Here is a 17,130-nt window from a genome sequence, read left to right as displayed (position 1 = left end):
TGGCCGCGCGCGCCGATTCCTAGCGGGCCAGGTGGGCCTCGATGGCCGCGATGATCCGCGGCCGCAGTTCGGCGACGCTCACGATGGCGTCCACCGAGCCGACCTCGACGGCGCGCTGGATGTTGTGCACGCGGTCGAATTCCGCAGCCACATCGCCCAGCTTCTCCGCCCGCACCGAGGACCGCACCTCGTCCAGTTCCGCGGTGAGGGTGGCGCGATCGGTGCCGAACGCGTTGGCGGCCTGGGTCTCCAGATCGCGCACGCGCTGGTCGGCGGCGGTCCTGGCGTTGACCTCACCGGCGAACACCACCGCGGCCGCGGGGGCACCACCGAGCACCGAGGCGAACGAACCCTCCAGCGCCAGCACCGTCATGTTCGGGTTGAGCGCCTTCGAGAACACCACGAACGCGCCGCCGTGGTAGCGCGAGATCACGCAGAAGACGATCGGGCCCTCGAAGTTGACGATGGCGCGGCCGATCTCGGCGCCGTACTCGAGCTGCAGCTTGCGCATCGACTCGGGCGAGCCGTCGAAGCCGGACAGGTTGGCCAGCACCACCAGCGGGCGGTTGCCGCTGGCCGCGTTGATCGCCCTGGCCGCCTTCTTCGACGAGCGCGGGAACAGCGTGCCCGCGGTGTAGGTGTCGGGACCGTCGGTCGAGGGGAAGCCGCGGCGCGGCACATTGCGCGACTCGATGCCCAACAGGCACACCGGGATTCCGCCGAGGTGCGCGTCGTGCACCACCGCGGTTTCGGCGTCGGCCATCCCGGCCCACCGCTCCAGCACCGCGTGGTCCTGGTCGGCCAGCGCCTTCATCACGGTCCGGATGTCGAAGGGCTTCTTGCGATCCGGGTTCGCGGTCGCGGAGAAGATCTCGCCGACGGTGGCGAAGCTGCTGTCGGCCAGGACGTGCGGGAACGAGGAGATGTCGCGATCGACGGGATCGACGGTCCTGGTCCGGCGCGGCGCCTGCTCACCCGGGACGACATAGGTGTGCTCGTAGTGCGCCATCAGCACATCGCGCGCGGCGGGCAGGTTCGGGGCCCAGTACTGCGCCTGGCCGTTGGGACCCATCACGCGGTCGTAACCGCCGATGCCGAAGTTGTCCTCGGCCGAGACGCCGCCGGAGAAGTCCAGCGACTGCTTGCCGGTGAGCACCATCGCCGACTCGGGCGTCATCACCAGTACGCCCTTGGTGTGCATCAGCATGGTGGCCTCGGCGTTCCAGTACGGCTGCGCGCCGACGTTGATGCCCGCGACCACGATGTTGATCTCGCCGCCGTCCTGGGTGAACTCGACGATCCGCTTGAGCGCGGCCGCGACCCAGTCCATGTTCTCGGTGCCCGACTCCATCGAGATGCGCGCGCCCGAGGACAGCGCGTACCACTCGAGCGGAACCTGGAGCCGCTCGGCGAGGTCGAGGGCGGCGATCACGCGACGGCACTCGGGCTCCGACAGCGCGCCCAGCGACTTGGTCGGGTCGCCGAGCAGCAGCACGCGGGTGACGCCCTCGGGGTGACGCGGGGTCGGCGTGGTGACCACACCGGCGACGATCGCCGCGGTGTTGCGGCCCTTCGGCCGGTCCACCGGCACCAGGGTGTGCTCGGCGTCGAGGTCGTACTCGGTGAAATCGCCGAGCAGGCCGGTCAGTTCGTACGGGTAGACGGTGTTGCGCGCCGCGGCCCGCAGCACCTTCTGGCGGTACTCGTCGACGGGTTCGACCGGCTCGTCGGTCGGCTCGCCGACCGTCACCGTGGAGCCACCCGTCGCGTCGAAGCCGATGCGCACGGCGACCTTGGTGAGCTCGCCGGTCTTCGGGTCGCGCTGGCGGGCGATGAGCAGGATCTCCTCGAGCCCGGCGCCCGCGGCGGTCGGCAGCACGTGGCCGCCGATCGTCTGGAGCTCCTCGCGGGTGACCTCCATCGGCGGCCAGATGTACATCACGATGCGGTTGGTGTTGAGCCGCTTGGCCGAGGGCCTGCCTGCCTGCGCGCGGCGGATCGAGTCGACGCAGGTGGCGATGGTGCTCTCCGCGGTGGGCAGGGCCAGCAGCCTGCCGTCCTGCTCACGCAGCGCCGCCAGGTCGCGGACCTGGGCGAAGGCGATGAGGCGGTCGTCGGACGGGTTGCCCTTGGCGACGCACCGGAACAGGTAGACCTCCTCGTCGTCCGAGGACGGCAGGCGGGTCAGGTCGAACTTGCGCAGCCGCTCCATCTGCATCCGCTGCGCGATGTAGGGGTGCAGGCCGCGGATCAGGCGCTCCTCGGCCATGCCGGTGGCGGTGGGCCGGAAGGTGAAGTGGTGGTGCATGACCGCGCCGCCGCTGCCCGCGACGGTGGCGGTGATCCGGTGCACCTGCTGAGGCAGCTGCTGTGCGCCCAGGATCTCCTGCAGTGCGGCGGCCATCGCGTCGGTGTCCTCGGGCTGGGCCTCCCAGCTGACGTAGATGTCGGCGTCGATCGAGGCCCGCCCGCCGGCGAGGGTGCCCAGGCCGCTCAGCGTGGTGGCCAGCTCGTCGAAGCTCACCGCGGCCGAGACCAGGCTGGCGCCGTCACGCTCGGCGACGACGAAAGTGCTGGGCCCGATCTTCTCGGTGTGCACCCCGGTGAGGCCCTTGTTGCCGTAGTAGCGGCGGGTCAGCACCTCGAGCATGACCGTGTGGTCCGGCTTGTTCCGTTCCAGGCGCTGGCCGAGCAGGCGCACCAGCGGCTCGGTGCTGCGCACCATGTCGGCGATGCGCTCGGCGCGATCGGCGGCGTCGGGATGGGCGTCCAGGTGGGTCAGGTGCCTGCGGACGTTGGTGTAGACCCGGGCACGGTTGCGGCGCAGCAGCGGCTGGCCGTACCAGCCGTACACCAGGCCGCGGCACAGATCCGCGATCACCGGGAAGCGCACCTGGGTGGCCACGACGAGCCGTTCCAGCGTCAGGCCGACCGGCTCGCGCAGCACCTGGTCCGGCATCGGCTCGCGCAGCCACTCGCGCAGCAGCGTGGTGACGACCTCGACGGTGTCCGACGGGCGCTGCTGGGCGAGGAAGATGCGGAACACCGCCGCTTCCAGATCGGGGGTGCGATCCAGTTCGGTGACGCCGTAGTGGCCCAGCGCCGTGGCCAGCTTGGCGCGGTAGGACTCCGACACCCCGGCCCGCTCGACATCGAGGCTCTGCAGGTAGGTGTGGAAGTACTCGCGATCGCTGTGCACATGGCTCTGGCCGTGCTCGTCCTCGGCCGCGCGGTTGTGGCTCAGCGCGGCGAGATCGGCGAAGACCTGGACGAGTTCGAGCTCCTCGGCCAGCGGGCGGTGGTTGGCCGCGACGGAATCGCGCCGCGCGGCGAGGTAGTCGTCGAGGACGCGGCGCTCGTCGTGCGGGTCCACGTCGAAGCCGAGCAGCAGACTGCGCAGATCCTGCAGACCGCGGGCGAGCCGCTCGTGCGCCTGACGCGGGGTCGGCTCGCCGGGCAGGTCGAGATCGACGGTGCCGACGGCTTCGGCCTCGGTGGCCTCGTCGTCGTCGGCCAGCGGCTCCAGGCGCAGCAGCGCCGCGCCGGTCTCGACCTGGGTACCGACGGAGACCGCGCACTCCTTGAGGCGCGCGCGGAACGGCGCGCGCAGCACCGTCTCCATCTTCATGCTCTCGAGCACGAGCACCGCGGCGCCCGCCTCGACCTCGGCGCCGACCTCGACGGGCGTGCCGACCACCAGCGCGGGCGCGGGCGAGCGGACGACGCCGCCCTCGTCCCGGCTGATCCGGTGGGTGACGCCGTCGACGTCGACCAGGTGGGTCGGGCCGTGCGTGCCGGTGATCAGCCGGTAGCGGGTGCCGTTGACGACGATCTGACCGGTGTGCAGGTCGAACCGCTCGAGATCCACGTCGGCGGTGACCAGTTCGGTGCCGGACTCGATACCGACGCGGAAGCGGTGCGCGCCGATGCGGGCGACGCGGACGCGGTAGCTCGCGCCGCGCAGCTTCAGATCGAGCGGGCGGCCGCTCTCGTGCTGTACCTGCGGGCGGCCGCCGGACGCGGTGGAAAGCAGGCGGTGCTGTTCGGCCCGCTCGTCCTCCTCGTAGGCGTCGATGGCCGCGGCGGCGAGCGCGATGGCCGAGTGGCGGTGCGAGACCAGGCGGCCCTCGCCGCGCACGCGGTCGATCCAGCCGGTGTCGGCGCTCGCGTCGATCACCTCGGGCTGGTCGAGCAGGTCGAGCACGAAGCTCTTGTTGGTGGCGCCACCCTCGATGACGACCCGGGTCTGCGCCATCGCGCGGCGCAGCCGGCCGAGCGCCTCGTCGCGGTCGCGGCCGTAGGCGATGATCTTGGCGATCATGGAGTCGAAGTCGGCGGGGATGGTGTCGCCCTCGCTGACACCGGTGTCGACGCGGATACCGGGGCCAGCGGGCAGGTCGAGGCGCACGATGCGGCCGGGTGCGGGCGCGAAGTCGCGGTCGGGGTCCTCGGCGTTGAGCCTGGCCTCGATGGCGTGGCCGCGCTCGACCGGCGGCTCGCCGGTGAGCTTGTTGCCCGAGGCCACCGACAATTGCGCCTGCACCAGGTCGAACCCGGTGGTGAGCTCGGTGATCGGGTGCTCGACCTGCAGGCGGGTGTTGACCTCGAGGAACGCGAACAGCTGCTCACCCGGGTGGTACAGGAATTCGACCGTGGCCGCGCCGCAGTAGCCGACGGCGACGGCGAGCCGCTCGGCCGAGGCCTTGAGTTCGGTGGTCTGCTCGGCGCTGAGCACCGGCGAGGCCGATTCCTCGATGACCTTCTGGTTGCGCCGCTGCACCGAGCAGTCGCGCACGCCCAGCGCCCACGCGGTGCCCTGCCCGTCGGCGATGACCTGCACCTCGACGTGGCGGGCGCCGGTGACGAGGCGCTCGAGGAACACGACGCCGCTGCCGAAGGCACGGGCCGCCTCCTGACGGGTGCGCTCGTAGGCGTCGACGAGTTCGGCCTCGCTGGCGACCTTGCGGATGCCGCGGCCACCGCCGCCCGCGGTCGCCTTGAGCATCAGCGGGTAGCCGATCTCGGCCGCGGCCGCGATGGCGTCCTCGACGGTGTCGACACCGCCGCGGCTCCACGGCGCGACCGGGACGCCGACCTCTTCGGCGAGCAGCTTCGCGCCGATCTTGTCGCCCAGTTTGCGCATGGCCTCGGCGCTGGGGCCGATGAAGGTGACGCCGATGTGCTCGCACAGCTCGGCGAAGGCCGGGTCCTCGGCCACGAAGCCCCAGCCGACCCAGGCCGCGTCGGCCTTGGTGGCGACGAGCGCCTGCTCGAGCACCTTGAGGTCGAGGTACGGGCGCGCGGCGGCCGGGCCGAGGTCGTAGGAGATGTCGGCGGCGCGCACGAAGGTGGCGTTGCGGTCGACGTCGGTGTACAGGGCGACCGTTTCGATCGGTAGCCCGGTCGCCGCTGCCAGATCACGGACGGCGTGGATGAGCCGCATGGCGGCCTCACCCCGGTTGACGATGGCGATGCGGCTGAACACTCGCCGACTCCTTCCATTCCAAGGTCTTGCCCCCGGGCGGGTGCGATTGTCGAATTCGGTCCTGCGCAGTCTGCACTTATCTCACGTATAAGTGAACAGCGTTCGGGGGTTACCCGCACGTATCGATCAGATCACCCGGTCGACGGGGCCACCTCGGACAGCACGGCGCGATCTTCCGGTACGTGTTCGCTGCTCCGTCATGGCGCTCGGCTTGTGCGCGGCAATCGCGGAATGCGGGAGATCTGTCACCGATTCGGAGGCCGGAACACTCAACCGAGCATGTCCTCGATGAGCGCGACGGCCCGCGCCGTGCCGCCCTCGGCGGCGGCCGCCACGCGCAGCCCCGCCACGCGGCGCGCGAGCGCGGGATCGTCGAGCAACGCCGCCAGTGCCGCGCGCAGGGCGTCCGGGGTGGCGTCGGCGGTGTCGACGCGAACCGCGACGCCGAGCTCGACGAGCCGATCGGCGTTCATGAACTGCTCGGCGGCCTGCGGCACCGCGATCATCGGCACCCCCGCCTGCAGGCCCTCGCTCGCGCCACCCATTCCGGCGTGGGTGACGAACGCGTCGGCCTGCGCGAGGATCGCGCGCTGCGGAACCCACGAGTGCACCTCGACATTCGCGGGGATCGCCCCGACCTCGGCCGGATCGGTCGACTTCCCGATCTGGAGCACCACGTGCCAGCCGGGCAGCTCGCCGAAGGCGGCCAGGCAGCTGCGATAGAACTCGGGCCGATGGGTGTAGGCGGAACCGAGCGAGATCAGCAGGACCCGTTCGGCCTCGGCGGGGCGATCCCAGTGCGGCGCTTCGCCGGTCGCGAAACAGGGGCCGACGAAGGTGACCGCGTCGGGGTCGACGCGGTCGGCCTGCGGTTGCATCGCGCGCGGGATCATGGCCAGCGTCCGGGCGGGCGGGCCACTGAAGGCGTCCACGTCGGTGGTGGTGGCGCCGCATTCGGCGAGCCAGTGGGCGAATCGCGCGCGATGCTCGGCGGCGCCGGGCAGCAGGCGGATCGGCGCGGCCACCTCCTGGTCGTAGCCGCGCCAGGCGACGAAGGTCGGCGAGAGCTGGAGGAGCACGCGGTCCTGCCGCTCGGCCAGCGCACGGGCGGCGTAGGCACCGATGTCGTAGAGGTAGAGATCGGCCGGGTCGGAGTCGTAGGCGGCGCGCAGATGCGGCAGGGCGGCGATGGCGTTGCCGAGGAACAGATCCATCGCCGCGATGGGCTCGTCGGGCCAGCTGTTGTCGGCGACGGGCAGGATCGACGGGCACGGCACCAGCTCGGCGCCGGTCCCGGCGATCAGGTCGCCGACGACCGGATCGTTGGCGTAGGTGACGCGGTGGCCACGGCTTACCAGCTCGCGGATGATCGCGAGGCTCGGCAGCACATGACTCACGATCGGTACCCCGATCATCGCGATATGGGCTCCGCTCGGGGTCACCTCGCCGCCTCGAGGTCGGCGATCGAGCCCGACATGATCGCGGGCACGTGGGCGGTGATGCGGTCCAGCGGCCAGTCCCACCAGGCCACCGCGAGCAGGCGGGCGACCTCCGGCTCAGGGAAGCGGGTGCGGATCAGGCGGGCCGGGTTCCCGCCGACGATGCCGTAGTCGGGGACGTCGGCGGTGACGACGGAACCGGTGCTGATGATGGCGCCGTGGCCGATCCGGACGCCGGGCATCACCGTCACGCCGTTGCCGAACCACACGTCGTTGCCGACGATCGTGTCGCCCCGGCTCGGCAGACCGGTGAGCAGGTCGAAGTGGTCGGCCCACGAACCGCCCATGGTGGGGAACGGGAAGGTCGACGGTCCGTCCATCCGGTGGTTGGCGCCGTTCATGATGAACCGGGTACCGGTACCGAGCGCGCAGAACTTACCGATGACCAGCTTCTCCGGGCCGTAGTGGTACAGCACGTTGCGGGTCTCGAAGGCGGTCGGATCATCCGGGTCGTCGTAGTACGAGAACTCCCCCACCTCGATCAGCGGCGAGGTGACCAATGGCTTCAGCAGCACCACGCGCGGCTGCCCCGGCATCGGGTGCAGCACTGCTGGATCGGCGGGAACAGGCGTGGATGGTTCTGGCACTGGCGGGCTCCTTCGCCTACGCTATCGTTAGTGCGACACTTGTCGCACTAACGAGGTTGTCACACCCCTCCCCGACCAGCAAGCGGAATACTCACGATGCCGACCGAACCCTCCGCCGCTCCGGCCCGCCCGCGCCCCGGCGGCCGGACCGCGCGCACTCGCACCCGCGTCCTGGACGCGGTACTCGCCGAACTCACCGAGCACGGCTACGACGCGCTCACCGTCGACGCGGTGGCGGCCCGCGCCGGCGTGCACCGGGCGACGGTGTACCGCCGCTGGCGCGATGTCGGCGGACTGCTCGCCGACCTGTTCGCCGCGGCCGCCGACCTCGACTGGACACCGGCGGACACCGGTTCGCTCCGTGCCGATCTCGCGGCGCTCGGCCGCGAGATCCAGGATTCGCTCACCGCGGAGCCGTCGATCGCGGTTGCCCTGATCGCGCTGTCGTTCCGTTCGGCCGACGCGGCGCGCGCGCTGCGCCAGCTCTGGGCGGACCGCTATCGCCAGTGCGAGGTCATCGTCGAACGCGCGATCGCGCGCGGTGACCTGCGGCCAGATACCGACGCGCGGGCGCTGTTGATCGCAGCGACGGCGCCGGTCTACCACGAGTGCGTCCTGCTCCGGCTCCCACCGGACCCGGCGCTGCCCGAGCGCGCGGCCGAGGCCGCCGCGTGCGCCGCCGAGGCCGGTGTGTTCGCGCGCTGACCCACCACCGGCTCGGCCGGTGCCGAGGTCAACGGGCCGGGAAACGAAGAATCCGGTCGTCGCCGGGGCGGGAATCGCCGCGGCCGTCGGTGTTGGAGGTGGTGAGCCAGAGGGCGCCGTCGGGCGCGACCTCGACCGTGCGGAGCCGGCCGTGGACGCCGCGGAACAGATCGCGGGGGTCGACGAGTTCGGTGCCGGAAATCGTTGCCGCCCACAATCTCTCGCCGCGCAGGGCGGCCACGTAGAGGGTGTCGCCCGCAATGGCGATGCCCGACGGCGAGGCTTCCGCGGTCGGCCAGGTGAGCAGCGGATCGGTGAATCCGCGGTCGGCGCCACCGGCGCCCTCCACCGCGGGCCAGCCGTAGTTGCGGCCGGGTTCGACGAGGTTGATCTCGTCGAGGCGGTTCTGCCCGAACTCGGCGGCGAACAGTCTGCCCGCGCGGTCCCAGGCCAGGCCCTGGACATTGCGGTGACCGCTGCTGTACACCGGGGAGCCCGGCGCCGGATTGTCCGGTGCGGGAGCCCCGTCCGGGGTGAGCCGCAGGATCTTGCCGTTGGGGCTCGCGGGGTCCTGGGCGAGCTCGCGGTCGCCGGCGTCGCCGGTGGCCACGTAGAGCATGCCGTCGGGCCCGAAGGCGATGCGGCCGCCATTGTGGTTGCCCGCCTTGGCGATTCCCGCGAACACCACCGCCGGTGGCTCCCCCTGCCGGAACCGGACGACGCGATTGTCGTCCGCGGCGGTGAAATACGCGTAGACACTCCGTGATTCGGCGTAGTCCGGGGCGAGCGCCAGACCGAGCAAGCCGCCTTCGCCCCGCGCGACGACGCCGGGTATCACGGCGAAGGACTCCGGCGCCCTCCCCGGTGTCACCCGCAGCACGCGGCCGGAATCGCGCTCGGCCACCAGCGCCGCGCCCTCGGGCAGGAACGCCAGCCCCCACGGCACGTCGATACCGGTGGCCACCTCTTCCGGCTGGTTCAGATCGGGCACACCGCCGCGCGCACTCGGCACGGTGGTGGATGCGACGCCCGCCGACGGCGTCGGCGGTTCCGGATCGACACCGCCGCAGCCAACGACCAGCACCGCCAGCGCGGCCGATGCCGCGAGGCGCTCGGACAACCGGACCATGGGCATCGGCGTGCTCTCACTCCGTCGTCGCCGGGGCGGACCGCCCCAGCCTACCGAGGGGTCGTCGCCGTTGCCCCGACAGCGGCCGCCACCTGCGCACCGAGGCCCGCGACACCGCCGAAGGGGCCCTCGGTGTCCGCGGCATAGACCCCGGCGCCGAGCAGGATGTCCAGGACGCTGCCCGCGTCGAGCAGCGCCGCCCGTTCCTCGGGCGTCGCACCCGGCCGGTGCACCGGATCGGGGGCGATGTTCGGATCGTCCAGCGGCTCGGGCTGCGCACGGACCGCCGCGACGACGCGGTGGAACAGCAGGCGATTGTCCGGGTTGCTCGTCCCGGTGAGGAATCCGGTGATGTTGTCCGGATCGATGGTCGCAGGCACCCCGAGCCGCACGATGACCATGTCCCGGCTGGGAACCACCACCAGGAACTGCCCGAGCGCCCCGGAGAAGGCGTAGGCGTCGTGGGGCAGGCCGGGGAAGAGCCGGTGCGGGTACTCCACCGGCATCGGCACGTTCACGCCGCGATAGGTCTCGCCCGCGTTGAGCCACCACAGGAATCCGTAGCCGCCGTTGGCCGCGGTCGGTGTCACCGCCTGCCGCAGGAACTCCCGGTCGATCAACCGCTGCCCGCCCCACGTGCCCTCGCGCAACAGCATCTGCCCGATCCTGGCCAGATCGGCGGGCCGCATGGCCAAGCCACCTGCCACCGAGGTCGTTCCGGCCCTGTCCCGCGACCACACCCAGTCGCCGCGGTCGATGCCGAGCGGCGAGAGCACCTCGGCGTCCACGAAGTCCTGGAAGTCCATCCCGGTCGTGATCTCGATGATCTTCGGCAGCAGGCTCAGCACGGCCTGCGCGTACTGGAAGGTCGTGCCTGGCGCGAAGCGGGCCGGGCTCGCCAGCGTGCGCCCGATGGCGTCGGTGGCCATGGTCGCGATGTCGGCGGGCCAGCTGAAGTGCAGGCCCGTCGTCTGGTTGAGCACCTGGCGCACGGTGATCGCGGCGTGCTCGGCATCGGCGGCCGGGAAGAACGTGCCGAGCGGATCGTCGATGCCGAAGTAGCCCAGTGTCACCGCGCGTCCGACCGCGACCGCGGTGACCCCCTTGCTCGCGCTGAACAGCGGCATCGGCGCGTCCCCGGTCACGCCGTAGTCCCCCACCAGGCAGCCGTGCCGGTAGATCTGGATCGCGTGCGCCCTGGCCTGCGCGCCGAACCGCAGCGCCTCGGCCACCGCCGCGTCGTCCATCCCCACCTGTTCGGGGGCGGCCCGCTCCGGCGCGGCGCCGGGCGCGGACTCGGCGCAGCGGAAATCCGGTGTGGCCGAAGCGATCGGCGACACGGTGACGGACAGCGCCACACCAAGAGCGAGGATCACGGGTGCACCCCGGCCGAGCATCATGGCCGCAGTATGCCGCACACGCCGCGCCGCCGGCCCGATTCGGTCGCCCGACACAGCGTTCGGCCGAATCCACGGTGACACGACCCGGACGGCACCGGCTGGAACGTGCACCTGCGGTACACCCGCCATACCGGCGCCGCCGCCGAATTCGTCAGCGCCCGAATGTGATCCGCGCTCAGCGCAGCGTGACGGTGGTGGGCAGGGAGGCGAAGCCGCGGTTGTTGGAGGAGTGGATCCGCACCAGGTTGTCGGTGTCGATCTCGTAGTCGGCGACCGCGGCGACGATCTCCTGCATGGCAACCCGCAGCTCCAGCTGGGCCAGATTCATGCCGAGGCAGTGGTGGCGGCCCGCGCCGAAGGACAGCGCGGCGCCGGTGTCGCGGTCCAGGTCGAACACGTCCGGGTTCGCGAAGACCGTCTCGTCGCGGTGCGCCGACCCGGTGAGCAGCAGGATCCTGGCGTCGGCCGGAATCTCCACCCCGTGCAGCTCGACCGGAGTCGTGGTTGTGCGCAGCTGGGCCTGGGTCGCGGGGTCCCAGCGCATCGACTCGGCGATCCAGTCGTCGATCCGGCCGTCGAAGGCGGCGCGCCGCTGGTCGGGGTGCAGCGCGGCGGCGTGCCAGGCATTGCCCAGGGTCAGCATCACGGTCTCGATCCCGGCGCCGACCAGCAGGATCAGCACACCGACGATCTCCTCGGGGGTGAGGCGGTCGTCGCCCTCCGCGGCGTCGAGCAGGCCGGAGAGCAGGTCGTCGGCGCGGTCGCGGCTGCGCGCGATGGTCAGCTCGGTGTAGTAGCCGACGAGCGCGCCGATCGCCTGCATCGCCTCCGGGCGCAGGTCGGTGGACTCCGCGTCGGTGTACATGATCTCCATGCCCAGCTTGCGCAAGAGCTCGCGATCCTCCTCTGGCACCCCGACGAGTTCGGAGATCACGTCGGTCGGGAACGGACCGGCGAAATCGGCGATCAGGTCGAAACTGCCGCGTGCGAGCAGCGGTTGCAGTGTGCGCCGGGCGATCTCGCGCAGCCGCGGTTCCAGGCTCTGCACCCGCCGCTGGGTGAACGCCCGGACGACGAGCCCGCGCATCCGGGTGTGCTTGGGCGGATCCATCGCCACGAAGGAGAAGAACTTCTCGGCCTGCGGCCCCCAGAAGGCCGGTTCCATACGCAATCCGTTGGCGCTGGAGAATCGGTCGGAATCGCGCAGCGCGGCGTGGACGTCGGCGTGGCGCGACAACGCCCAGAAGTCGTCGGTGGTGTTGCGGTAGACGGGGGCCTCGCTGCGCAACCTGGCATAGTACGGGTACGGATCGGCGTGGACAGCGAAGTCATAAGGGCTGAACTGCAGGGGCATGGCACGACCGTAGCCGAGAGAAAGGACATGCGCCGTGGACTTCGAATCCGCTGCCGACCGGGTGGATGTCAGCAAACCGCACCCGGCCCGCCGATACGACTACTGGCTAGGTGGCAGCGCCAATTTCGAAGCGGACCGCGCGTCCGCCGACGCGGTCGCCGAGGCGTTCCCGTCCATCCATTTCGCCGTGCTGGAGAACCGGAGTTTCCTGCGCCGCGCGGTGCCCTATCTGGTGGAGACCGCCGGGATCCGCCAATTCCTCGACATCGGCACCGGGCTGCCGACGGCGGGCAATGTGCACGAACTCGCGCAGGGCATCGCCCCGGAATCGCGGGTCGTCTACGTCGACAACGATCCGATCGTGCTCTATCACGCCCGCGAGCTGCTGCACAGCACACCCGAAGGCGCCACCTCCTACATCGACGCCGACCTGCGCGAGCCCGCCACGATCCTCACCCACCCGGCGCTGACCGGCACCCTCGACCTCGACCGGCCGGTGGCGCTGATGCTCTGCGCGGTACTGCATTTCCTCACCGACGCGATGCACCCCTACGACGTGGTGCGCGAACTCTGCGCGGCCCTACCCTCGGGCAGCTACCTCACCATGACCCACGCCACCGACGACCATCTCTCCGTCGAGGACAAGGCGGCCAGCGTCGAGGCGAACGAGCGCAGCGGCGTGCCGTTCCAGCTCCGGTCGACCGCCGAGTTCACCCGGTTCTTCGACGGCTTGGAGCTGGTCTGTCCCGGCATCGTCTCGGTGATCGAATGGCGCCCGACCGAATGGCGCCCGCACCCCCGCAAGGAAGCGGTCTCGATGCTGGGAGCGGTCGCTCGAATCCCGTGACGGGGTATCGCCGCCGCGTAGAATCGGGGGCGATGATCTTCGCCGGTCCGGGAACCGGCGTGGTCTCGGGAGTGGCAGATGAGCGCACCGGACGCCTCCACATCGGGACAGCTGCCTCGGCGACTGCGCCTGTGGGTCACCGCTGGCGTGGTCTTCTTCGTGGCCCTCCTGGTGCTCCCCCGCGTGAACCACGCCTATATCGACTGGTTGTGGTTCGGTGAGGTCGGCTACCGGCGCGTCTGGTCGACCGTGCTGCTCACCGAGGTGGTGCTGTTCGGCACGGTCTCGGTGCTGGCGGGCGGTGTCGTGTTCCTCGCGATGTGGTCGGCCTACCGCGCACGGCCGATCTTCCTGCCCGTCGCGCGCGCCGCGGAGGATCCCGTCGCCGAGGTCAGGGCCGTGGTCCTGCGGTGGCCGCTGCGGATCGGGGCCGGGGTCGCCGCCGGGATTGGGCTGCTGTGCGGGCTCGTTGGCCAGTCGCGCTGGGAGACGGTGCAGCTGTTCCTGCGCGGCGGGTCCTTCGACCAGCGAGACCCCCAGTTCGGTCACGACATCGGCTTCTACGTCTTCGATCTGCCGTTCTACCGGTGGCTGCTGAGCTGGGGGTTCGCCCTGGTGGTGCTGGCCTTCCTGGTTTGCCTGGCCACCCACTATCTCTTCGGCGGCGTGCGGATCGGCGGCGGCTCGCTCCGTCTCAGCGTGGCGGCCCGGGTGCAGCTGGCGATCCTGCTCGGCCTGTTCCTGGTGCTGAAGGTGGCCGCGTACTGGCTCGACCGGTACCAGTTGCTGTCGAGCAGCCGCCGCGAACCCACCTTCGCCGGCGCCGGATACACCGACATCAACGCCGTACTCCCGGCCCGCCTGGTGCTGTTCGCGATCGCGCTGGTGTGCGCCGCCGCGGTCCTCTCCGCCGTCGTGCTGCGCGACCTGCGGGTTCCCGCGATGGCGGGCGCGCTGCTTGTGCTGTCCTCGATCGTGGTGGGCGGGGTCTGGCCGCTGGCGGTGGAACAGTTCTCGGTGCGCCCCAACGCCGCCGACATGGAGAGCCGCTACATCGAACGCAATATCGCGGCCACCCGGCAGGCCTACGGGATCGGCGCCGACCGCGTGGAATACGAGCCGTATCCGGGCGTCGGGTCGAAGCAACCGCCGCAGGTTCCCGCCGACGCGACCACGATCGCCGACATTCGCCTGCTCGATCCGGCCGTGCTCTCGCGCACCTTCACCCAGCAGCAGCAACTCAAGAACTTCTACAGCTTCCCCGATCACCTCGACCTGGACCGCTACCGGGTCGACGGCAGGCTGCGCGATTACGTGGTCGCCGCCCGGGAACTGACCCCGGAGGCGTTGAGCGGCAACCAATCCCACTGGGTCAACCGCCACACCGTCTACACCCACGGCGACGGTTTCGTCGCCGCACCGGCCAACCGGGTCAACGCCGCGGTGCGCGACGCCACGGCCGACAGCTCGGCAGGCAACAGCGGCTATCCCATCTACGCCGTCAGCGACATCGCCTCCCAGCACGCGGGCAACCAGGTGATCCCGGTCGAGCAGCCGCGCATCTACTTCGGCGAGGTGATCGCCAGGACCGATCCGGACTACGCGATCGTCGGCGGCGGCACCGAGCCACGCGAATACGACACCGACGCCACCAAATACACCTATACCGGCGCGGGCGGTGTCCCGATCGGCAACTGGCTCAACCGTTTCGCCTTCGCCACCACCTACACCGAGCGGAACATCCTGTTCGCCAAGGCGATCGGGCCCGAGTCGAAGATCATCTTCCACCGCGATCCGCGCGAACGGGTGGAGCTGGTGGCGCCGTGGCTCACCGTCGATCACAATCCGTATCCGGCGGTCGTCGACGGCCGCATCGTCTGGATCGTGGACGCCTACACCACGATCCAGGGCTATCCCTACGCCGCGCGAAGTGCACTCGGCACGCCCGGCGATGCGGGCGAGGAGATCTCCTACGCGCGCAATTCGGTCAAGGCCACCGTCGACGCCTACGACGGGACGGTCAGGCTCTACCAGGTCGACGCGCGGGACCCGGTGCTGGCGGCGTGGATGCGGGTGTTCCCCGGCACGGTCGAACCGGAGTCCGCGATCAGTGCCGATCTGCGCGCGCACTTCCGGTACCCGGAGGATCTGTTCGTCGTGCAGCGCGACCTGCTCGCCCGCTATCACGTCGACGATCCACGAGAGTTCTTCACCAACAACGCCTTCTGGTCGGTGCCCAGCGACCCGACGGTGGAGGCGAACCCGCAGCAGCCGCCGTACTACGTGTTGCTCGGCGACGCCGACGACGCGCGGCCGTCCTTCCGGCTCACCAGCGCCATGGTCGGGTTCCGCCGGGAGTTCCTCTCCGCCTACATCTCCGTGCGCTCGGACCCCGAGAACTACGGCATGTTCCATGTCCTGCAGCTCCCCACCGACACCCTCACGCAGGGCCCGCAGCAGATCCAGAACTCGATGATCTCCGATACCAGGGTCGCCTCGGAGCGCACCCTGCTCGAGCGGTCCAACCAGATCCAGTACGGGAACCTGATCACCTTGCCGATCGCCGACGGCGGGGTGCTCTATGTCGAACCGCTGTTCACCGAACGGATTTCGACCACGCCCAACGGGTCGACGTTCCCGCAGCTGGCGCGCGTGCTGGTCAGCTATCGGGAGCCGGGGACCGGCGGGGTCAGGGTCGGATACGCCCCGACCCTGACCGAGGCGCTCGATCAGGTCTTCGGCCCAGAGACCGGCGACATGGCTACCGCGCCGGGCGGGGGTCCCGGCGCGCCGCCCCCGCCGGGCAGGCCGCTGCCCGCTCCGGGTGAGCAGCCGGGGCCCCCGGTGCCCCCGCTCGTCGACGACGCCGCGATCGCGCGCCTGCAGGCCGAGCTGGAGGCCGCGCGGGCGGCGCTGGAGCGGCTCCAGCAGCAACTCGACGGGCTGCGCCCGCCGCGGTGATCAGCATCCTTCGAGCGTCGCGCGCGCGAGTTCGCCGACCACATCGGTGACCTCGTGTCGCGTGCGCATCGCCCGCAGCTGGCGACGAGCGCCGTTGCCGCGTTCGCGCAGGGCGGCGATCTCGACGGCGACGAATTCGCGGTCGCCGCACGCGCGCAGCGCGGGGTCGATGCGGTCGAGCAGTTCGCGCAGCAGTTCGCAGTGCGGGACGACGCTGCCCCGGACCGGGTGCAGCAGGTGGCCGTCGAGTCCGCTGTGCGCGGCGTTCCAGTACGCGGCGCGCAGCACCTCCCCCGAGACCTTCGGCGCGGGCTCGCCCCGCTCGATCGCGCGCAGGGCCATCGCGACCGTGCCCCGGATCAGCGCGGCCACCAGGGCCGATTCCGCCGCGGTGGCCGGGATGTCGCTCACCCGGATCTCCACGGTCGGAAACGATTCCGAGGGGCGGATGTCCCAATAGACCATCTTCTTGTCCAGGATGCTGCCGCTGGCGTGCATCATCGCCACCGTGGACTCGTAGTCGGCGAGCGAGCCGAAATACGGCGGCGGGCCGGCACTCGGCCAGCGCCGCCACAGGATGCTGCGCCAGCTCGCGTAGCCGGTCTCCGCGCCACGGTAGATCGCCGAATTCGCGGTCAGCGCGAGCAGCACCGGCAGCCAGGGCCGCACGTGATTGCTGACCTGCACGGCGGTCTCCCGATCGGGCACCGCCACGTGGACGTGGCAGCCGCACAGGCCCTGCTCGTGCGCGAGCATGCCGAAGGTGTGCGCGATCCGCTGATAGCGGGGCGTGTCGGTCACCGGGTAACCGTCGGGAACGGTCGGCGGGACCGCCACCGCCAGCAGCCGGGCGTCGTGCTCGGCGGCGCAGTCGGCGACACGGCGCCGGGTCGTGCGCAGTTCGGCGAGCAGGTCCTCGATCCGGGTGTGCACGCCGGTGCTGGTCTCCACCTGGCAGCGCGTCAGTTCCAGCTGCAGGTCGATGCCGAGGTCGCGGGCCGCCGCGGCGACCTGGGTGTTCTGCGGGGTGGGCGCGCCGGTATCAGGGTCGGTGAGCAGGAACTCCTCTTCGACACCCACGGTCGGGACCCGCACGAGGTCACCCACAGCCACCTCCGCCACAGCTCGGACGCTACCCCCGTTCGGGTCGTGCCGACAGACCC

General features: G+C 71.0%; 10 protein-coding genes. 3 read left to right on the top strand and 7 right to left on the bottom strand.

What is annotated here, in order from left to right; translation table 11 throughout:
- Nucleotides 1-19: 19 nt before the first annotated feature.
- The 3 genes from AB0H56_RS27355 to AB0H56_RS27345 form a co-directional block, all read right to left on the bottom strand.
- A complete protein-coding gene (locus AB0H56_RS27355; protein ID WP_357168433.1) occupies nucleotides 20-5,485 on the bottom strand; it encodes a carboxyl transferase domain-containing protein in 5,466 nt (1,821 codons plus the stop codon).
- Between the two features lie 269 nt (nucleotides 5,486-5,754).
- Complete coding sequence (locus AB0H56_RS27350; protein WP_357168431.1) at nucleotides 5,755-6,927, bottom strand: macrolide family glycosyltransferase; 1,173 nt, start codon at nucleotides 6,925-6,927, stop codon at nucleotides 5,755-5,757.
- Complete coding sequence (locus AB0H56_RS27345) at nucleotides 6,924-7,520, bottom strand: CatB-related O-acetyltransferase (RefSeq protein WP_357168511.1); 597 nt, start codon at nucleotides 7,518-7,520, stop codon at nucleotides 6,924-6,926. The genes AB0H56_RS27350 and AB0H56_RS27345 overlap by 4 nt, the downstream gene beginning before the upstream one ends.
- A 147-nt stretch (nucleotides 7,521-7,667) precedes the next feature.
- On the opposite strand from AB0H56_RS27345, the gene AB0H56_RS27340 reads away from it, so the two are divergent.
- Complete coding sequence (locus tag AB0H56_RS27340; protein ID WP_357168429.1) at nucleotides 7,668-8,276, top strand: TetR/AcrR family transcriptional regulator; 609 nt, start codon at nucleotides 7,668-7,670, stop codon at nucleotides 8,274-8,276.
- Nucleotides 8,277-8,304: 28 nt separating this feature from the next.
- On the opposite strand, the gene AB0H56_RS27335 is transcribed toward AB0H56_RS27340, so the two are convergent.
- The 3 genes from AB0H56_RS27335 to AB0H56_RS27325 all read right to left on the bottom strand — a co-directional run bounded on the left by AB0H56_RS27335 (nucleotide 8,305) and on the right by AB0H56_RS27325 (nucleotide 12,159).
- Complete coding sequence (locus AB0H56_RS27335) at nucleotides 8,305-9,396, bottom strand: PQQ-dependent sugar dehydrogenase (RefSeq protein ID WP_357168509.1); 1,092 nt, start codon at nucleotides 9,394-9,396, stop codon at nucleotides 8,305-8,307.
- 59 nt (nucleotides 9,397-9,455) lie between these two features.
- Nucleotides 9,456-10,781 carry a serine hydrolase gene (locus AB0H56_RS27330; RefSeq protein ID WP_357168427.1) on the bottom strand — a complete coding sequence of 442 codons (1,326 nt, stop codon included), beginning with the start codon at nucleotides 10,779-10,781 and terminating at the stop codon, nucleotides 9,456-9,458.
- 199 nt (nucleotides 10,782-10,980) lie between these two features.
- Nucleotides 10,981-12,159 (bottom strand): cytochrome P450, encoded by a 1,179-nt coding sequence (locus tag AB0H56_RS27325; RefSeq protein WP_357168425.1) that lies wholly within the window; start codon nucleotides 12,157-12,159, stop codon nucleotides 10,981-10,983.
- A 34-nt stretch (nucleotides 12,160-12,193) separates the two neighbouring features.
- Between AB0H56_RS27325 and AB0H56_RS27320 the strand changes: the two genes are divergently transcribed.
- The gene (locus AB0H56_RS27320; protein WP_357168423.1) at nucleotides 12,194-13,006 is read left to right on the top strand and encodes an SAM-dependent methyltransferase; all 813 of its coding nucleotides are present in this window, start codon (nucleotides 12,194-12,196) and stop codon (nucleotides 13,004-13,006) included.
- Nucleotides 13,007-13,084: 78 nt separating this feature from the next.
- Entirely contained in the window at nucleotides 13,085-15,967 is a 2,883-nt protein-coding gene (locus AB0H56_RS27315) for a UPF0182 family protein (RefSeq protein WP_357168421.1), read from the top strand.
- On the opposite strand, the gene AB0H56_RS27310 is transcribed toward AB0H56_RS27315, so the two are convergent.
- Nucleotides 15,968-17,089, bottom strand: coding sequence for a glutamate--cysteine ligase (locus AB0H56_RS27310; protein ID WP_357168419.1), 1,122 nt, complete (start codon nucleotides 17,087-17,089; stop codon nucleotides 15,968-15,970).
- Nucleotides 17,090-17,130: the final 41 nt, after the last annotated feature.

This window comes from Nocardia sp. NPDC050717, from assembly GCF_040654275.1.
GTDB lineage: Bacteria > Actinomycetota > Actinomycetes > Mycobacteriales > Mycobacteriaceae > Nocardia.
This window is presented reverse-complemented; position numbering and strand designations above follow the sequence as displayed.

Coding starts and splice junctions, on each gene's coding strand:
- AB0H56_RS27315 (WP_357168421.1), top strand. CDS start 13,085: ATGAGCGCACCGGACGCCTCCACATCGGGACAGCTGCCTCGGCGACTG.
- AB0H56_RS27345 (WP_357168511.1), bottom strand. CDS start 7,520: ATGCCGGGGCAGCCGCGCGTGGTGCTGCTGAAGCCATTGGTCACCTCG.
- AB0H56_RS27325 (WP_357168425.1), bottom strand. CDS start 12,159: ATGCCCCTGCAGTTCAGCCCTTATGACTTCGCTGTCCACGCCGATCCG.
- AB0H56_RS27340 (WP_357168429.1), top strand. CDS start 7,668: ATGCCGACCGAACCCTCCGCCGCTCCGGCCCGCCCGCGCCCCGGCGGC.